The sequence below is a fragment of the Priestia megaterium genome (assembly GCF_041941685.1).
Classification (GTDB): domain Bacteria; phylum Bacillota; class Bacilli; order Bacillales; family Bacillaceae_H; genus Priestia; species Priestia megaterium_C.
Genome location: NZ_CP130958.1, coordinates 1375520 through 1392941 on the forward strand (window position 1 = coordinate 1375520; position 17422 = coordinate 1392941).

A 17422-nucleotide genomic window follows, 5' to 3' on the forward strand; every position below is an offset into this window, starting at 1 on the left:
AAGGTCACTTCACACATGTGCGTTACATAGTATATAAATGGATGGGTGCCTTGTTTCACTCCTTACAGGAAAAACAATCGGAGTAGGAGGCTGAATTATTGGGAAAAATTTATGTATTAGATACGAATGTTTTATTACAAGATCCGCATTCAATTTTTTCATTTGATGATAACGAAGTAGTGATTCCGGCCGTTGTACTAGAAGAAGTTGATTCGAAAAAAAGAAATATGGATGAAGTCGGACGAAATGCAAGGCAGGTATCCAAACTCATTGATAACTTGAGACAACATGGAAAGTTATATGAGAAAATCCCTTTAGAAAATGGGGGCCATTTGCGAATTGAACTCAATCATCGCTCTTTTCAACAGCTTCAAGAAATCTTTGTGGAAAAAACAAATGATAATCGAATTTTAGCTGTTGCTAAAAATCTATCTCTTGAAGAGGAAACAAAAGAAGATGGACGTGAAGTGATACTAGTGAGTAAAGATGTGTTGGTACGTGTGAAGGCTGACGCAATCGGCTTAAGAGCAGAAGATTTTTTAAGTGATCGAGTAGTAGAATTCAATAGTATTTATACAGGCTTTTCTGAAGTCTATATTGCAAAAGAACTGCTGAGTCAATTTTACGAAAAAGGAGAGTTGCTAACGTCTCAAATTGCGAAGCACTCCTTTTTTGCTAATCAATTCTTAGTGATGAAAGATGCATTTGGGGGATCCGGATCAGCCATCGGCATTGTCGATCAAACAACAACGAAAGTAAAAAAGCTTTTATTTGAATATGATCATATCTGGGGAATCAAACCTCGAAATGTTCAGCAAATTATGGCTTTAGAACTTCTTCTTAGAGACGACGTTCAACTGGTCACGTTAATTGGAAAGGCAGGTACGGGTAAAACGTTGCTTGCTTTAGCTTCAGGACTTATGCAGACGGAAGATCTAGGGTGCTTTAAAAAGCTACTTGTAGCTCGTCCAATTGTTCCTTTAGGGAAAGATATTGGATTCTTGCCAGGAGAAAAGCAGGAGAAGCTTCGTCCATGGATGCAACCAATTTATGATAACCTAGAGTACTTATTCAACACTAAAAAGCCTGGAGAACTGGATGCGATTCTAGCGGGGCTCAGTTCAATAGAAGTGGAGGCCTTGACGTATATAAGAGGCCGAAGCATTCCAGAGCAGTTCATTATTATTGATGAAGCGCAAAATTTAACGAAGCATGAAATTAAAACAATTTTAACAAGGGTAGGAGAAAAGAGTAAAATTGTCCTTATGGGAGATCCGGCTCAAATTGATCATCCTTATTTAGATGAATATAACAACGGATTAACGTACGTAGTTGAAAAGTTTAAAGAGCAAAAAGTATCGGGCCACGTTCGGTTAATCAAAGGAGAGCGCTCCGGACTAGCACAATTAGCAGCTGATATTCTTTAAAAGAAGTGGGGTTCCAAAAGGAACCCCACTTCTTTTATTATGTAACGATGATTTCTTCCACATATTTAATAGGGTTATTTCGGTTAGATCCGTCAGGTAAATAGACATAGATAGGCCCATCTTCTCTAAGAGGCTTTCCATCTTGGCTGAAACCAAAGATTAGTTTTTGCGCTTCTTCTAATGAAAAAGAAATCAGCGCGTCTTTTGTTTTAAATGAAACGTTGGTAGCTTCTTCAGTAGGTGAAGCGTTTGCTAGAAAAGGTGCAAATAAAATGCCAAATGTTCCATTTACTAGCTCCTGTTTTTTAAATTTCTTTTCGGTTTTTAACGTAGGAGGAAAGACGGCTCCCTCTTGAATTTCACGGTCCCAATGCTTCGAAACAGCCTTTGTGTACGCTTCTGTCTCGTCTTTTTGCTCCGGTGGATGTTCAAAGAAAACGTCCATATCGAGCTTGCGGTCATCGAAAATCCACACGCTTGGGTCGAGTGTCAGCGTATATTTTACTTTTCCTTTTAACATAATAATTGAATTCATCATAAATGCCCCCTTGCTAAAAGTATAAGCGCTTTCTACTTATTTGTCACTTTGATGAAAAAATTTAGTTGAGAGTGATTCTCGTATGATATAATGTAAAGGTCAACGAAAGTGCGAAATTTCCTACATCTATGGTAACTGTTTTGAGAAAGTAACAGTATAAAAAAGACGGCCAGCCTCACGGACATGTTTATCCTTGCTTTTTTGGAGCATAGCCTTTAAAATTGAGAGATAGATTAGGTAATCGCTCGCGAACGGAGGGATTGAGTTTGACGCCTGAGACAATGATAGATCATCGTGAAAAAGCGTATGCGTTGTTAAAAGCTGATGCAGATAAGATTTTGCAATTAATTCAAGTTCAAATGGATAACTTAACAATGCCACAATGTCCTCTTTATGAAGAGGTTTTAGATACACAAATGTTTGGTTTATCAAGAGAAATTGATTTTGCAGTTCGTCTTGGTTTAATTGATGAACGTGTTGGAAAAACATTGCTAGACCGCCTCGAGCGTGAACTTTCTGCACTGCATGAAGCGTTTACAAAAAAATAAAAATCGCGCGATCGAAACTCAAACTATATACAAACGTAGTTTGAGTTTTTTATTACAGGTGGTTGAAATTTCCTAATTTACTCAAATTTGTACATAAAAGATGAAACGAAACAGAAACACGTCATTTTTAAAGGAAGAGGGTTATGGTAAAAAAAATATTTAGGCATTTTGACTATTCAATTGTAATTCCAGTGCTGCTTCTTTGTGCGGTTGGACTAGTTATGGTTTACAGTTCAAGTATGATTGTAAGTATTACAAGATATCATACGTCAAGTGATTTCTTTTACAACAGACAAAAAATGTGGCTTGCTTTTACGCTTGTATTGTTCATTTTAACAATGCTAACTCCTTACAAGCTGTATCCTAAAATACTGCCTTATGCGATTCTGGGCATTTTTGTACTGCTTTTGCTTGTGTTTGTAATGGGTCATACGAGTAACAATGCGCAAAGTTGGCTGCAGCTTGGCGGGGCAAACATGCAGCCGGCTGAGTATGCCAAGCTTGTTGTCATTTTATATTTATCGTATGTTTTGTCTAAAAGGCAAGAGTATATTGACAACATCAAAAAAGCTTTTTTTGGACCTATGGGTCTTGTATTTCTAATATTAGGTTTTGTAGCTATTCAGCCTGACCTTGGAACGGGATCAATTATTTTTGCTATTGCCGTTACCATTATGCTATGTTCGGGAATCTCTAAAAAAACCTTTTTCCGCATGCTAGCACTAGGTATCATTTTGCTTACGGTAATTATTACGATTGGTTTTTTTACAGGTCAGTTTACGGCCAATCGAATTGGCCGTTTTACCGGTGCATCAGATCCGTTTGCCAATGCTCAAGGAACCGGTTATCAGCTGGTTAATTCATATTTAGCAATAGGTACAGGAGGCTTAAAAGGCCTTGGTTTAGGAGAAAGTGTACAAAAGTATGGTTATCTTCCGGAGCCCCATACCGATTTCATTATGGCTATTATTGCAGAAGAATTAGGGTTCTTTGGAGTTATGCTCGTGCTGGGCCTTTTAGGCTTCTTAATTTTCAGGATTTTAATGCTGGCTAAAAAATCTCAGGATCCGTTTGCTAGCATGATTTGTATTGGAGTAGCCAGTATGATAGGTATTCAGACAGGCATTAACCTTGGAGGGCTTACGGGACTCATTCCGATTACCGGCGTCACGCTTCCGTTTATCAGTTACGGAGGGTCTTCGCTGCTAACGCTGATGGTATCTATGGGAATTATTGTAAATATTTCGTTTTTCGTAAATTATCAAAATAAAAAACAGAAAAATACGGAAAATATTGTGCTGCATCCGAACAATACATCAACAACAAGCGATTGATTTTCGTGAAAAAATTGTGTAAAAAAAGCAAAAATTTATTGGAATTTTATCATTTTCCATTGATTTTTGCTTTTCTTTTATCTAATTTTGCTATATATTGAAGTTTATACGAAATTGAGAGGAGATTAGCAACATGAGTTTTGTAACTAAAAAAATCAAAAAAGTATTAGTAGCAAACCGAGGAGAAATTGCAATTCGTGTATTTCGAGCATGTACTGAACTGAATATTCGGACTGTTGCAATTTATTCTAAGGAAGACGCAGGCTCTTATCACCGTTACAAAGCGGATGAAGCCTATTTAGTAGGAGCGGAGAAAAAACCGATTGATGCTTATTTGGATATAGAAGGCATCATCGATATTGCTAAGTCTCATGATGTAGATGCTATTCACCCTGGCTATGGTTTTTTGTCAGAAAATATCCAATTTGCGAAACGTTGTGAAGAAGAAGGCATTATTTTTATTGGCCCAAAATCCAAGCATCTTGATATGTTTGGCGATAAAGTAAAAGCACGTCATCAGGCTATTCAAGCAGATATTCCCGTTATTCCTGGTACGGATGGTCCTATTGATTCAATTGACGAAGCAAAAGAATTTGCTAATCAGCATGGATATCCTCTAATGATCAAAGCGGCTTTAGGCGGAGGCGGTCGAGGCATGCGTATCGTTCGCGATGCAGACAGCCTGAATGAATCTTATGACCGTGCCAAATCAGAAGCAAAAGCGGCTTTTGGTAATGATGAAGTGTATGTCGAGAAATTAGTTGAAAATCCAAAACATATTGAAGTGCAAATTTTAGGTGATGAACAAGGAAATGTTGTGCATCTTTATGAACGCGACTGTTCGGTGCAGCGTCGACACCAAAAAGTAGTAGAAGTAGCACCAAGTGTTTCTATAGATGAAGACTTACGTCTCCGCATTTGTGAAGCAGCTGTGCAACTGATGGAAAAAGTGCAGTACATAAATGCTGGTACAGTAGAATTTTTAGTATCAGGAAACGATTTTTATTTTATTGAAGTAAATCCACGTGTTCAAGTAGAACACACAATTACTGAAATGATTACAGGTATTGATATCGTTCAATCGCAAATTTTAATTGCAGACGGCTACGCGCTTCACAGCAAGGAAGTGTCCATTCCTGCACAAGATCAAATTCACGTACATGGATATGCGATTCAATCTCGTGTAACGACAGAAGATCCGTTAAACAATTTTATGCCGGATACGGGTAAGATTATGGCTTATCGTTCTGGTGGCGGTTTTGGCGTACGCTTAGATACGGGAAACAGCTTCCAAGGTGCTGTAATTACGCCTTATTATGATTCACTATTAGTAAAAGTAACAACATGGGCATTAACCTTCGATCAAGCCGCATCAAAAATGGTGCGGAACTTAAAAGAATTTCGTATTCGTGGAATTAAAACCAATATTCCGTTTCTTGAAAATGTAGTGAAGCATGATAAGTTCTTAACAGGTGCTTATGATACATCATTTATTGATACAACGCCTGAACTTTTTGTTTTTCCGAAGCGAAAAGACCGCGGAACTAAAATGCTTACATACATTGGGAATGTTACGGTAAACGGATTCCCAGGTGTATCGGAAAAGAAAAAGCCGATCTTTACGAAACCGCGCGTTCCTGGTGTGGATATAAGCAAACCAATTCAAAACGGAACAAAGCAGATTTTAGATGAAAAAGGCGCTGAAGGTTTAGTAAATTGGGTGAAAGAACGCAAGGAAGTGCTATTAACTGATACAACCTTCCGTGATGGCCATCAGTCTCTTTTAGCAACGCGTATTCGTACAAACGACTTAAAACAAGTAGCTAACCCAACTGCACGCTTGCTTCCAGATTTATTTTCTATGGAAATGTGGGGGGAGCAACGTTTGATGTCGCTTATCGATTCTTAAAAGAAGATCCGTGGGATCGCTTGCTTACTTTACGTCAACAAGCGCCAAACGTTCTTTTCCAAATGCTTCTTCGCGCGTCAAATGCGGTTGGATATAAAAACTATCCTGATAATGTAATTAAGGAATTTGTTGAAAAATCAGCTTATGCAGGTATTGATGTTTTCCGAATCTTTGACAGCTTAAACTGGGTGCAAGGAATGACTCTTGCAATTGACTCTGTTCGTCAAACAGGAAAGATTGCAGAAGCAGCGATGTGTTATACAGGTGATATTTTAGATCCGACGCGCCGTAAGTATGATTTGGATTACTACAAGAACTTAGCAAAAGAGCTTGAGCAGTCTGGAGCACATATCCTGGGCATTAAAGATATGGCGGGTCTTTTAAAACCACAGGCAGCTTATGATTTAGTATCGGCTCTAAAAGAAACGGTTGATATTCCAATCCACCTTCATACGCATGATACAAGCGGAAACGGTGTATACACGTATGCAAAAGCAATTGAAGCAGGTGTAGACATTGTAGACGTAGCCGTAAGCTCAATGGCAGGCTTAACGTCTCAGCCAAGTGCTAACTCTCTTTATTACGCATTAGAAGGTGCGGACCGCAGACCAAATCTGGATATTAAAAATCTAGAAGAGCTTTCTTACTATTGGGAAGACGTGCGAAAATATTACCAAGACTTCGAAAGCGGCATGAACGCTCCTCATACGGAAGTGTACGAGCATGAAATGCCAGGCGGTCAATATAGCAACTTACAGCAACAAGCAAAAGCAGTTGGTTTAGGAAACCGCTGGGATGAAGTAAAAGATATGTATTCACGCGTGAATTTGTTATTTGGTGATATTGTAAAAGTTACGCCATCATCAAAAGTAGTTGGAGATATGGCATTGTTTATGGTTCAAAACAACTTGACAGAAGAAACGCTGTTTGAGCGCGGTGAAACGCTTGACTTCCCGGATTCAGTTATTGAATTGTTTGAAGGGTATTTAGGGCAGCCTCACGGGGGATTCCCTAAAGAGCTTCAGCGCATCATTCTAAAAGGCAGAAAACCTATTACAGTTCGTCCTGGAGAACTGTTAGAAGATGTGGACTTCGATGCAGTGAAAGAAAAGCTGTTTAAAGACTTAAATCGTCAAGTAACGAGTTTTGATGCCATTGCTTATGCGCTGTATCCAAAAGTATTTATGGATTATCACAAAGCAGTCGAACAATACGGGGACATTTCTGTTCTTGATACACCGACTTTCCTATACGGCATGCGTTTAGGAGAAGAGGTTGAAATTGAGATTGAAAAAGGAAAAACCTTAATTGTCCGCCTTGTATCCATTGGAGAACCGCAGGCAGACGGTACGCGAACAGTATACTTTGAATTGAACGGTCAGCCTCGTGAAGTCGTGATTAAAGACGAAAGTGTCAAAACAACCGTTACGGCAAAACAAAAAGCCGACCAAGGAAATCCGGCCCACATCGGCGCTTCAATGCCTGGAACCGTTATTCGAGTAGTAGTAGAAAAAGGCGATAAAGTCTCAAAAGGTGATCACTTAATGATCACAGAAGCAATGAAAATGGAAACAACCGTGCAAGCACCATTTGACGGCGTGATTAAACAAGTACACGTGTCGAATGGAGATGGCATCCAGCCGGGAGATCTATTAATTGAATTAGAAAGCTAATTAAAAAAGGTACGAGCTCTGAGCTCGTACCTTTTTTGATCAATTATGTGTATGACGCGTTGCAAGTAAGGTTAAGTAGCTTAATACAACGAATAGGAAAGAGATAATTAAAGAATGAGCAAGCGCGAGCTCTAGCTGCAGACGTGTGACAACAACAAGCATACCGGAAACCGCCTGAAAAATAACTAGAATGAGAGCAGCTAACCATCCGTAAAAAATATTTTTTTGATGGCGATAATATTTAACTGCATGGATAAAGGCAGCTAAAATCCATACAAACGTTAAAACAGCAGCGAATCGATGTCCCATTTGAATCCACTGATTCAAATCAACAGGTAGCCAACCGTTTCCGTTTGAACAAAATGGAACGTCTGGACAAGCCAAGCTAGCTTCTTTATGGCGAACAAGCGCGCCCGTGTACACAACAGCATATGTGTACAAGATAACCCCGTAAATGTGTTTTTTCATTTTAGAGCCTAGCTGTATATTAGTTGCGTCGAGCTTTTGATCCACTTCAAAGATAATAAGTGTTAGCAGCAGCACCGAAGCAAACGAAATAAGGGAAATACCAAAATGAAGAGCAAGCACTGCATCTGATTGCCCCCACATAACGGCAGCAGCCCCAATTAATGCTTGCAGTACTAGGAAGAAAAAAGAGATAAACGCTAAAGGTCTAACTTCTTTTATATGTCCTAGTGAAATCCATGCCCATACGCATAAAGCGAGCACAAGAAAGCCCGACACGCCAGAAACTAAACGGTGGCTTAGTTCAACAACGGTTTCAAATGTTAAAGGGTCAGGAATGAGCTGTCCATTACACAGAGGCCAAGAATCTCCGCACCCGTCTGCTGAACCAGTTTTCGTGACAAGGGCACCGCCAAGTAGAATAAGTAACATGGCCATGCTCGTCACAACGGATAAAAACTTTAATCCAAGTCGCACAATAATCACCATCCTAAAAGCAAAGTAAGTAATATAACGAGCTAAACAATTTATCCTAATCTTTTTGTATATTAAACATAAATTTCATTTATTCTCCATAAACTTGATTGAATTTGTTATAATGGTAGAAAGTGTAAGGTTTGTTCATGAGTTTGACTCTGCAGATATGTAAAAGGTATCGTACAGAAAACTATTTTACTTGCACAAATATCTTTTAACAAGTGACAGGGACATGCATTTAGCTCATGACAAAAAAAATCCATATTTTTTTCATGAATTCTTCACAAAGTAACAGCAAAATATGGTTTAATAAACATGAGAAATAGATATTTCTCTACTATTTTATCGTTTACATGTGAAGCTTTTAAGTAGCTTTGGTGAGAGGAATATGACTTCTTTGTGAACAAAGAGGAGATTTTTGTAAAAATATGTTGAAAACGCCTTCATTTATAGACTCTTTATTTACTAGATAAAAGTCTGTGGATGAGTAAAGGAGGAAGCGCCATGGAAGATTCAAAAATGGTGGAAGATTCAACGCTTTCTGCATCGCCTAACACAGCTCATGTAAGCGAAAATAGTTCCGTTTGGTCAGACTTTTTAGCTACGATTAAAATTGGAATAGTCAACTCAAATTTCATCACCACCTTTACTGGTTTTTGGCTAGCTCTTTTCTTCAACGAACAACACTTCTTAGAAAACCTGGATAAAGCATTTTTTACTTTAATAGGTTCTTCACTTATCATCGCCGGTTCATGCAGTTTGAACAATTACATAGATCGTGACATTGACCCTCTAATGGAACGAACAAAGGGACGACCTACAGTGACAGGAAGTTTTACACCTTTGACGGTCCTTGGGATTGGAATCGTTTTTACGTTAACCGGCTTGCTTATGCTACTAGTTGTTTCTTCCGTAGCTGCTCTTATCGGATTAGCAGGAATACTTACATATGTAGTTCTTTACACCATGTGGTCCAAAAGACTATACACAATTAATACAGTAATCGGAAGTATATCAGGCGCTGTCCCGCCTTTAATTGGATGGGCCGCTATCGATCCCAATTTACATGTAGTGGCTTGGGTGTTATTTCTAATCATGTTTATTTGGCAGCCGCCTCATTTTCTAGCTCTTGCTATGCGAAGATGTGAAGAATACCGGGCAGCGGGAATCCCTATGTTGCCTGTTGTACACGGTTTTGAGCTTACAAAACGACAGATTCTCATTTGGATTGCTTGTTTGTTGCCATTACCTCTTTATTTATACGAATTAGGCACTCCATTTCTAATTTTGGCCACTGTTTTAAACATAGGATGGCTATTTTTAGGATTTGCTCAATACAATAAACAAGAAGACACAAAGTGGGCTAGCATGATGTTTGTCTACTCACTAAACTATTTAACTATTTTATTTGTCTCAATGATTGTCGCAACGCTTTTTGCCTAGATAAAATCTTTCACTGAATGCGACACTGCACAAGGGGGATTTCTTCTACATGTAGAATTCATTATAGAAGGAATAAGTTTTATGCTCAAGAGGGCATAGATGAAATCACGTCAATGAAAGAGAGGTTGGGGAATGGTATGAAAAAATGGCGATTGAACTTTCGTGTTTTGTCGTTATTTACGCTGCTTGCATTCGTGTTATCGGCCTGTGGAAAACCGTTTTTGTCAACACTTAAGCCTGCAGGTGAGGTAGCTGAAGAACAATATTCGCTTATGCTGCTTAGTACAGCCATCATGGTTTTAGTTATTATTGTTGTCACCATTATCTTTATATTTGTTATTCTGCGCTTTCGTCGTCGCAAAGGCGAAGAAAATGTGATTCCAAAGCAAGTAGAGGGAAGCAGAAAGTTAGAAATTATATGGACAGTGATCCCTATCTTGCTGCTGATTATTTTGACTGTTCCAACGGTCATCTCAACATTTAAGTTAGCGGATGTAAAAGGAATGAAGGACAAAGATGCTGTCGTAGTAAATGTGCGCGCTAACTTGTACTGGTGGGAATTTGAGTATCCTAATCAAAAAATTATTACATCGCAAGATCTAGTTGTGCCAACGGATAAAAAAGTCTACTTTAACATTAAAGCTTCTGACGTCAAGCACTCATTCTGGATTCCTTCAGTTGGAGGAAAGCTCGATGCTAACACAGAAAATGATAATAAATTCTGGCTAGTGTTTGATTCTAAAAAATCGAAGGAAGCTAACGGGGTTTTCTACGGAAAATGTGCTGAGCTTTGCGGCCCATCTCATTCTCTTATGGACTTTAAAGTACGGGCTGTATCAAGCGATGAATTTGATACGTGGGCAAAAGATTTGAAAAAGGCAAAGCCTGATGTAGAAACAGCATCCGCAAAAGCTGGTCAAGAGGTCTTTAATGAAAGCTGTATCGGATGTCATGCTGTTGACGTCAAAGACAATCGTCCAGAGCAAGCTCGTCAAGCACCAAACTTAGCCGGTTTTTCTGAACGTGAGCGTGTAGCTGGAGTGCTTCCTCACAACAAGGAAAATATCAAAAAATGGTTAAAAGACCCTGAAAAAGTTAAGCCGGGTAATAAGATGAGTGGTACATATCCTGACTTAACAGATGAACAAGTGAATGAGCTAGCAGACTATTTAATGAGTTTAAAAGAAAAATAAACGTCCAGTCGTTTTTAAAAGGGGAGGTTTAGCGATGAGTACACTCAGTCAAAAGAAGGGTGTAGGTGGAACAATTTGGGACTTTATGACAACCGTTGACCATAAGAAAATCGCCATTCTTTATTTAATTGCCGGCGGTATCTTTTTTCTAGTCGGAGGAGTGGAAGCGCTATTTATACGTATTCAGCTGGCTATACCAAGCAATGACTTTGTTAGTGCAGGAACGTATAATGAAATTTTAACAATGCATGGAACAACGATGATTTTCTTAGCCGCAATGCCGCTTCTTTTTGCGATGATGAATGCAGTTGTTCCGCTGCAAATTGGAGCTCGAGATGTAGCATTTCCATTTTTAAATTTGTTAGGTTTTTGGTTGTTTGCCTTTGGGGGACTCTTTTTAAATCTAAGCTGGTTTTTAGGAGGAGCACCTGATGCAGGGTGGACATCATATGCTTCGCTGTCTATTGCATCACCTGGTCACGGAATTGATTTTTATGCGATAGGTTTGCAGATTTCCGGAGCCGGGACATTGATTTCAGGTATCAACTTTCTCGTGACAATCATTAACATGAGGGCGCCAGGTATGACTTATATGCGTATGCCGCTGTTTACGTGGACGACGTTTGTTGCATCAGCTCTTATTTTGTTTGCGTTTCCAGCACTAACGGTTGGATTGTTTTTAATGATTTTTGACCGCTTATTCGGTGGAAACTTTTTTGACGCCACAATGGGTGGAAACACCATTATCTGGGAACATCTTTTCTGGATATTCGGTCATCCGGAAGTATATATTTTAATTCTTCCAGCGTTTGGTGTTTTCTCTGAAATTTTACCTACTTTTTCAAGAAAGAGATTATTCGGGTACTCGTCGATGGTTTTTGCTACCGTATTAATCGGATTTTTAGGGTTCATGGTGTGGGCTCACCACATGTTTACAACCGGACTTGGTCCGATTGCAAATGCCATTTTTGCTGTCGCTACGATGGCTATCGCCGTTCCAACTGGAATTAAAATTTTCAACTGGCTGTTTACGCTTTGGGGAGGAAGTATTGAGTTTACGTCTCCAATGCTGTATGCTGTCGCCTTTATTCCATCATTTGTTATCGGGGGAGTAACAGGAGTTATGGCAGCTGTAGCACCTGCAGATTATCAATTTCAAGATTCTTATTTTATCGTTGCTCACTTCCATTACGTTATCGTAGGCGGTGTCGTATACGCTATATTAGCAGGTGTCACATACTGGTGGCCAAAAATGTTTGGGAAGATGTTAGATGAAAAGTTAAGCAAAGCAACGTTTTGGCTCTTTTTGATTGGTTTCCACTTAACGTTCTTTATTCAGCATTTCTTAGGCCTAATGGGGATGCCTCGCCGTGTATGGACGTTCTTGCCTAATCAAGGTCTCGACCTTGGGAATGCAATCAGTTCATCAGGAGCTGCTTTCATGGCAGTTGCTACGCTCATTTTACTTGTTAATATTATAAAAACAACTGCCAAAGGACAAAAGGTAGGAGGAGACCCTTGGGGAGACGGACGTACATTAGAATGGGCTATTTCATCTCCGCCTCCAGAGTATAACTTTAAACAAACGCCGCTTGTACGCGGGTTAGATGCATATTGGATTGAAAAAATGGCAGGAAATAAAGAAATGACGCCAGCCGAACCTCTTGGTGATATTCATATGCCAAACTCGTCGTTTATTCCATTTATGATATCGCTTGGAATGTTTATTGCAGGGATTGGCTTTTTGTATCGAAATGATCATGCGTGGGGCGATATTGTAGGGATTATCGGAATGGTCGTCATGTTTTTATCGATGTTCTTCCGTTCATGGATTGATGATCACGGCTTTCATATTCACAAAGAAGACTTAGTTGATGATGACAAGGAGGCGAAGATGTAATGGAGACTGAACAAAAGCTAACTGCTGAAACTTTCCCTGCTTCGCCTGAAAAAGCAACGCTTGAAGGGAAAAATAAATTTACTGGCTTCTGGCTCTTTTTAGGCGGAGAGACGGTTTTGTTTGCTTCACTTTTTGCTACTTATTTAGCTTTACGTAATTCAACGATGTCAGGACCTAAGCCAGAAGAATTGTTTGATATTAAACTTGTTTTTGCAGCCACCATGATTTTATTAACAAGTTCATTAACAAGCGTATATGCTATGTATCATATGAAAAATTTTGAATTTAAAAAGATGCAGCTATGGTTAGGCGTTACGTGGCTTTTAGGTTTAGCGTTTTTAGGGCTAGAAATTTATGAGTTCAGGCATTATGTTCATGAAGGGCATACGTTTACAAGCAGCGCATTCGGTTCTTCTTTCTACGCGCTGGTTGGGACCCATGGAGCTCACGTAACGTTCGGATTGCTTTGGATTGGTTCTTTGATGATTCGAAATGCGAAGCGGGGGTTAAACTTATATAACGCTCCTAAATATTATGTCGCAAGTTTATACTGGCACTTTATCGATGTTGTGTGGGTCTTTATTTTCACGGTTGTATATTTAATGGGAATGGTGGGATAAGCTGATGACGACAAATCAATCAAACTCAGATAACCCAAGGCTCAATTTAGATTATCGTAAAAAAAGAAACGCAGAAGATATGAAGATGCAAGTTATCTCTTTTGCGATGATGTTGTTTCTAACACTAATTGCTTTTTTTGCGGTTTATCAAGAGTTTAGCGGATGGTACATTATGCCGGTGATTGTGCTCTTGGCCGTTGTTCAAGTCATCTTTCAACTTTATTATTTCATGCATATGAACCACAAAGGACATACCATACCAGCATTTTTCTTGTATTCAGGCGTATTGGTAGCTCTTTTAACCATTTTAGCTTTTGTAACCATTATTTGGTGGTAAAGAGAAGGGCTGGCATGCGCCAGTCCTTTTCATCATCTGTAGAAGGAGGAATAGAAGTTGATTAACAATTTGCAGATGTTTGGGTTTGAAGCACTTTGGAGTCCTTACTATTTTTTAACCATTTGTCTGGTGACCGTCTTATATTTTTTCATCGTTGGTAGATGGAGAGGGAATTTTATAGGAGCGGAGGCCGTAAGCAGAAAAACAAAAGCGTATTTTGTTATTAGCATGGTTCTTTTATATATATGTAAAGGAGGACCTGTAGATTTACTAGGGCACTTTATGTTTAGTGCTCATATGACGCAAATGGCAATCGTTTACTTGGTGATTCCTCCGCTTTTTATTTTAGGAATTCCGCCGTGGTTAGCTCGTTCTGTTATTTATATAAGAGGGGTTAAACCTGTTTTTAAATTCTTTACAAAGCCCTTAATTGCGCTACTATTATTCAATGGGTTATTTTCTTTGTATCATATTCCGCTGCTTTTTGATTTTATTAAAACGGATATGATGCTCCACGGAATCGTGAGTGTTGTATTATTTATCGCTGCATTTTGCATGTGGTGGCCACTCGTTAATCAGCTAGAAGAAGAACAAACGCTAAGTTCTTTAAAAAAGCTTGGATACATTTTTGCAGATGGCGTACTCCTTACTCCAGCGTGCGCGCTGATTATTTTTGCAAATCATTCTTTATATGCGACGTATACAGACTCAAGCGCTTGGGTACAAGCTCTTTCCCTTTGTGTACCGCCTTCTATGATTGCCAGTTTAGGGCAGCTTGCTCCCGAGATGTTTAATACGCTGCCGCCCGTGGAAGATCAGCAGCTAGGCGGCGTTATTATGAAAATCATTCAAGAAATTGTGTATGGAACGGTTTTAGGCTTTATTTTTTTTCAGTGGGCTCGAAAAGAGCGAGAGAAAGATACGTACATGCCTGATTTTAGTGAACGTCAAGATATAAAAGCAAAGGAGATTCCATCTACTCCTCCTTTGAATTAAAAACAGATTGCGACATAACTACATTAATTCAATCTAAAGACAAACAAATGGGATAAAGGAGCTGAACCGCTTGTAACACCGCAGTTGATTTTCATGCAAGGCTTCCCTTTCCGCGGGCGGGCGCTGAGCCTCCTCGTCGCTTTTGCTCCCGCCGGTTCTCATATGTGCCGCTTTTCCCGCAGGAGTCTTTGCCTTGCTCTCCGATCAACAGCTAGAAGCAGCTACACGAAAACTAGGTTCAATATGGCAACAAAAAACGAACTACCAATCAATAATTTTGATTAGTAGTTCGCATTTAACTTCAACTAACATACTTTTGTCTCAGCCTCTTTTATTTCTATAGCTGAACGGTTTCAAGCTGTGATTTGATTTGTGTTAATATCTTTTCACACTGTTCTACAAGGGATGGCGGAAAGTATTCGCCGTCTCCATATTCTACACCATGAGGATAATAATGTTTGCCTAGTAGAGGTGTCATAAGATGAATAACAGCATGCCTGCCCCCTACATCGCCTGAAATAGCATGTCCTTGGACTCGCAAATAGAAGGTATCTCGCTGAAACTCGAATTTTCGATCGTACGTGACGCGTTCATAATCCCATTGTCCGGCGCGGACCAGACCAAATTGATGCATAATCTCATCTAATAAATCTAAATCAACCTTTAATGAATCAAATTTTGCATATTCAAATTTCATATGAACTCCCTCCCAAAACAGATATACCCCAATTAAATCATAAGCCGAATGGATAAAACTTGCAATATCTAATAAGGAAAAATGTAAACGTTATCTATTTTTATTTAAACGTTTTAAATACGAAAGTTTACTAAAAAGTTGGTCACACTATAAAACGAACACACGATGTAAAGGAGGATAAAACAATGAAAACTGTACAAGAGGTAATGACAGCTGATACGGAAACATGCACCACGCTTGATAACGTATATGAAGTGGCAGTGAAAATGAAGGAATGGAATGTAGGAGCAATTCCAATTGTCGATAGAGATCAGCTAGTAGGAATGATTACAGATCGAGACTTAGTTATAAAAGGCATTGCAGAAAAGAAGCCAAATTCAAGTAAAGTAACGGATGTTATGAGTGAAGAGCTTATAACTATTACAGCGGAAGCCTCTGTAGAAGAAGCTTCTAAGCTTATGGCTCAACATCAAATCCGTCGTCTTCCTGTTGTGGAAAATCAAAAGCTAGTAGGGATTGTATCGCTAGGTGATTTATCAACGTTTCGCTATGCAAATGAACGTGCAGGAGAAGCTCTCTCAGACATTTCACAACAAACGCATTAAAAAGCGAAAGCCAACTGTTTGCAGTATATTCGTAAATAGTTGGCTTTTTCTTTTGTTTCCTTCATACCGATAGCTATTTTTTTTTGAATGCATGTATAATAGAGATAAAAATAAGTTAAACAGGTAAAGAAAACAGGTGTAAGGAGAGGAAGAAAAGCTGAAAAAAGTTATTTTTATTCTCGTATTAATAGTGGCATTTGTATACGCGGAGGATTATTTACCTCAGCTAGAAAAATATCTAACGGGTCAAAATATTGAGCAAAACCAAACGGATTCCAAAAGTCAGCCCACACAAGAAGTGGCTTCTTATGAAAAACAAAGTGAAAATATGATGAGGCTCATTGGAGATCATTCAGAACAGTTAATTGGAATGCTTGGAGAGCCGGATCGTATTGATTCTTCTGCATATGGCTATGACTGGTGGATTTACAAAAAGAATCGTCAAACGTATGCGCAGGTAGGAGTAGAAAATAATCAAGTCGTATCTGTATACGTCATTGGCTCAAAAACAAATACAGATCCTTTTGAGATTGGTGAGAAGCGAGAGGAAGTAGAAAAAAGAGTTTCACTTTCATCCGAACTCACGCTTCAAAAAGACGGAAATGAATACCGATTTCGTCTGAGTGAAGAGGATATGAAAATGCGTCCAATTATTAAATATGGAGATGTATACGTCCAACTATATTTTGATCAGTTCCTTAATACAATCTCAAGTATTCGAATTATGGACATGGACACGCTATTAAAACAGCGTCCGTACGAAATTGTTTATCGCGGCGAGCTTCCAACAGCTCCGTCATTGACATCGGAGGAGTGGAAAAGTGTCCAAGAAGGAGAAGAGCAGCAAATTATCGATATTACAAATGTAATTCGAGACCGGTTTCAGCTGTCACCTTTAGCTTGGGATGAAGCCACTGCCGGAGTAGCTTATTTACACAGCAAAGAAATGAGCGACTTAAACTATTTCTCTCACGTTTCACCAGCACAAGGTGATTTAGGCAACCGTCTGCAAAAAGGTGATGTAGTATACCGTATCGCGGGCGAAAATATTGCCTCGAATTATCAGGATGGAATCGCTGCGGTTGAAGGGTGGCTTAATAGTGAGGGACATCGTAAGGCTTTACTCAATAAAGAGTTTACGCGTCTTGGTGTAGGTGTATATGAGAAATATTATACGCAAAACTTTATCACTCCGATGAATGAATAGTAAGATTAAAACTTCCTTTTGAAAATAGGTCTACTCTTGTCCTCTTTCTCATA

The 17422-nt window shown here is 39.1% G+C and carries 14 protein-coding genes and 1 pseudogene; 12 read left to right on the forward strand and 3 right to left on the reverse strand.

Annotated elements, in window-relative coordinates; all coding sequences use genetic code 11:
• Window positions 1-98: 98 nt before the first annotated feature.
• Window positions 99-1427 (forward strand): PhoH family protein, encoded by a 1329-nt coding sequence (locus Q5794_RS07205; RefSeq protein WP_192996968.1) that lies wholly within the window; start codon window positions 99-101, stop codon window positions 1425-1427.
• A gap of 37 nt (window positions 1428-1464) precedes the next feature.
• Here the strand turns inward: Q5794_RS07205 and Q5794_RS07210 are convergent, their stop codons facing one another.
• Entirely contained in the window at window positions 1465-1965 is a 501-nt protein-coding gene (locus tag Q5794_RS07210; RefSeq protein ID WP_013056073.1) for a hypothetical protein, read from the reverse strand.
• Window positions 1966-2246: 281 nt separating this feature from the next.
• Here Q5794_RS07210 and Q5794_RS07215 point away from each other — a divergent pair, with 281 nt between their 5' ends.
• From Q5794_RS07215 to pyc, 3 genes and pseudogenes are all read left to right on the forward strand, one after another.
• The gene (locus Q5794_RS07215) at window positions 2247-2513 is read left to right on the forward strand and encodes a YlaN family protein (RefSeq protein ID WP_370506486.1); all 267 of its coding nucleotides are present in this window, start codon (window positions 2247-2249) and stop codon (window positions 2511-2513) included.
• A 143-nt stretch (window positions 2514-2656) separates the two neighbouring features.
• Window positions 2657-3847, forward strand: coding sequence for an FtsW/RodA/SpoVE family cell cycle protein (locus Q5794_RS07220; RefSeq protein ID WP_014460986.1), 1191 nt, complete (start codon window positions 2657-2659; stop codon window positions 3845-3847).
• A 133-nt stretch (window positions 3848-3980) separates the two neighbouring features.
• A pseudogene (gene pyc, locus Q5794_RS07225) lies at window positions 3981-7429 on the forward strand (pyruvate carboxylase).
• Between the two features lie 39 nt (window positions 7430-7468).
• Here the strand turns inward: pyc and Q5794_RS07230 are convergent.
• Window positions 7469-8371: a heme A synthase gene (locus Q5794_RS07230; protein WP_214986195.1), complete on the reverse strand. Its 903-nt coding sequence runs from the start codon at window positions 8369-8371 to the stop codon at window positions 7469-7471.
• 504 nt (window positions 8372-8875) lie between these two features.
• Between Q5794_RS07230 and cyoE the strand changes: the two genes are divergently transcribed.
• From cyoE to ctaG, 6 genes are all read left to right on the forward strand, one after another.
• Complete coding sequence (cyoE, locus tag Q5794_RS07235) at window positions 8876-9814, forward strand: heme o synthase (RefSeq protein ID WP_214986197.1); 939 nt, start codon at window positions 8876-8878, stop codon at window positions 9812-9814.
• A gap of 137 nt (window positions 9815-9951) precedes the next feature.
• Window positions 9952-11007 (forward strand): cytochrome c oxidase subunit II, encoded by a 1056-nt coding sequence (gene coxB / locus Q5794_RS07240; protein WP_016763448.1) that lies wholly within the window; start codon window positions 9952-9954, stop codon window positions 11005-11007.
• A gap of 34 nt (window positions 11008-11041) precedes the next feature.
• Window positions 11042-12907: a cytochrome c oxidase subunit I gene (gene ctaD / locus Q5794_RS07245; protein ID WP_098332292.1), complete on the forward strand. Its 1866-nt coding sequence runs from the start codon at window positions 11042-11044 to the stop codon at window positions 12905-12907.
• The gene (gene ctaE, locus Q5794_RS07250; RefSeq protein WP_013056081.1) at window positions 12907-13527 is read left to right on the forward strand and encodes a cytochrome c oxidase subunit III; all 621 of its coding nucleotides are present in this window, start codon (window positions 12907-12909) and stop codon (window positions 13525-13527) included. The genes ctaD and ctaE overlap by 1 nt, the downstream gene beginning before the upstream one ends.
• A 4-nt stretch (window positions 13528-13531) precedes the next feature.
• Entirely contained in the window at window positions 13532-13864 is a 333-nt protein-coding gene (gene ctaF, locus Q5794_RS07255; RefSeq protein WP_028407956.1) for a cytochrome c oxidase subunit IVB, read from the forward strand.
• Window positions 13865-13921: 57 nt separating this feature from the next.
• Window positions 13922-14860 (forward strand): cytochrome c oxidase assembly factor CtaG, encoded by a 939-nt coding sequence (ctaG, locus tag Q5794_RS07260; protein WP_214986201.1) that lies wholly within the window; start codon window positions 13922-13924, stop codon window positions 14858-14860.
• Between the two features lie 337 nt (window positions 14861-15197).
• On the opposite strand, the gene Q5794_RS07265 is transcribed toward ctaG, so the two are convergent.
• A complete protein-coding gene (locus Q5794_RS07265) occupies window positions 15198-15557 on the reverse strand; it encodes a YugN family protein (RefSeq protein WP_013056084.1) in 360 nt (119 codons plus the stop codon).
• Window positions 15558-15742: 185 nt separating this feature from the next.
• On the opposite strand from Q5794_RS07265, the gene Q5794_RS07270 reads away from it, so the two are divergent.
• Window positions 15743-16162, forward strand: coding sequence for a CBS domain-containing protein (locus tag Q5794_RS07270; protein ID WP_013056085.1), 420 nt, complete (start codon window positions 15743-15745; stop codon window positions 16160-16162).
• A gap of 190 nt (window positions 16163-16352) precedes the next feature.
• The gene (locus tag Q5794_RS07275; protein ID WP_029325123.1) at window positions 16353-17369 is read left to right on the forward strand and encodes a CAP domain-containing protein; all 1017 of its coding nucleotides are present in this window, start codon (window positions 16353-16355) and stop codon (window positions 17367-17369) included.
• The last annotated feature ends 53 nt before the right edge of the window (window positions 17370-17422 follow it).

Bases quoted from the DNA above. Each gene is read 5' to 3' on its own strand.
- Q5794_RS07210 (WP_013056073.1), bottom strand. From the start codon at position 1,965: ATGATGAATTCAATTATTATGTTAAAAGGAAAAGTAAAATATACGCTG.
- Q5794_RS07215 (WP_370506486.1), top strand. From the start codon at position 2,247: ATGATAGATCATCGTGAAAAAGCGTATGCGTTGTTAAAAGCTGATGCA.
- Q5794_RS07220 (WP_014460986.1), top strand. From the start codon at position 2,657: ATGGTAAAAAAAATATTTAGGCATTTTGACTATTCAATTGTAATTCCA.
- cyoE (WP_214986197.1), top strand. From the start codon at position 8,876: ATGGAAGATTCAAAAATGGTGGAAGATTCAACGCTTTCTGCATCGCCT.
- coxB (WP_016763448.1), top strand. From the start codon at position 9,952: ATGAAAAAATGGCGATTGAACTTTCGTGTTTTGTCGTTATTTACGCTG.
- ctaD (WP_098332292.1), top strand. From the start codon at position 11,042: ATGAGTACACTCAGTCAAAAGAAGGGTGTAGGTGGAACAATTTGGGAC.
- ctaE (WP_013056081.1), top strand. From the start codon at position 12,907: ATGGAGACTGAACAAAAGCTAACTGCTGAAACTTTCCCTGCTTCGCCT.
- ctaF (WP_028407956.1), top strand. From the start codon at position 13,532: ATGACGACAAATCAATCAAACTCAGATAACCCAAGGCTCAATTTAGAT.
- Q5794_RS07265 (WP_013056084.1), bottom strand. From the start codon at position 15,557: ATGAAATTTGAATATGCAAAATTTGATTCATTAAAGGTTGATTTAGAT.
- Q5794_RS07270 (WP_013056085.1), top strand. From the start codon at position 15,743: ATGAAAACTGTACAAGAGGTAATGACAGCTGATACGGAAACATGCACC.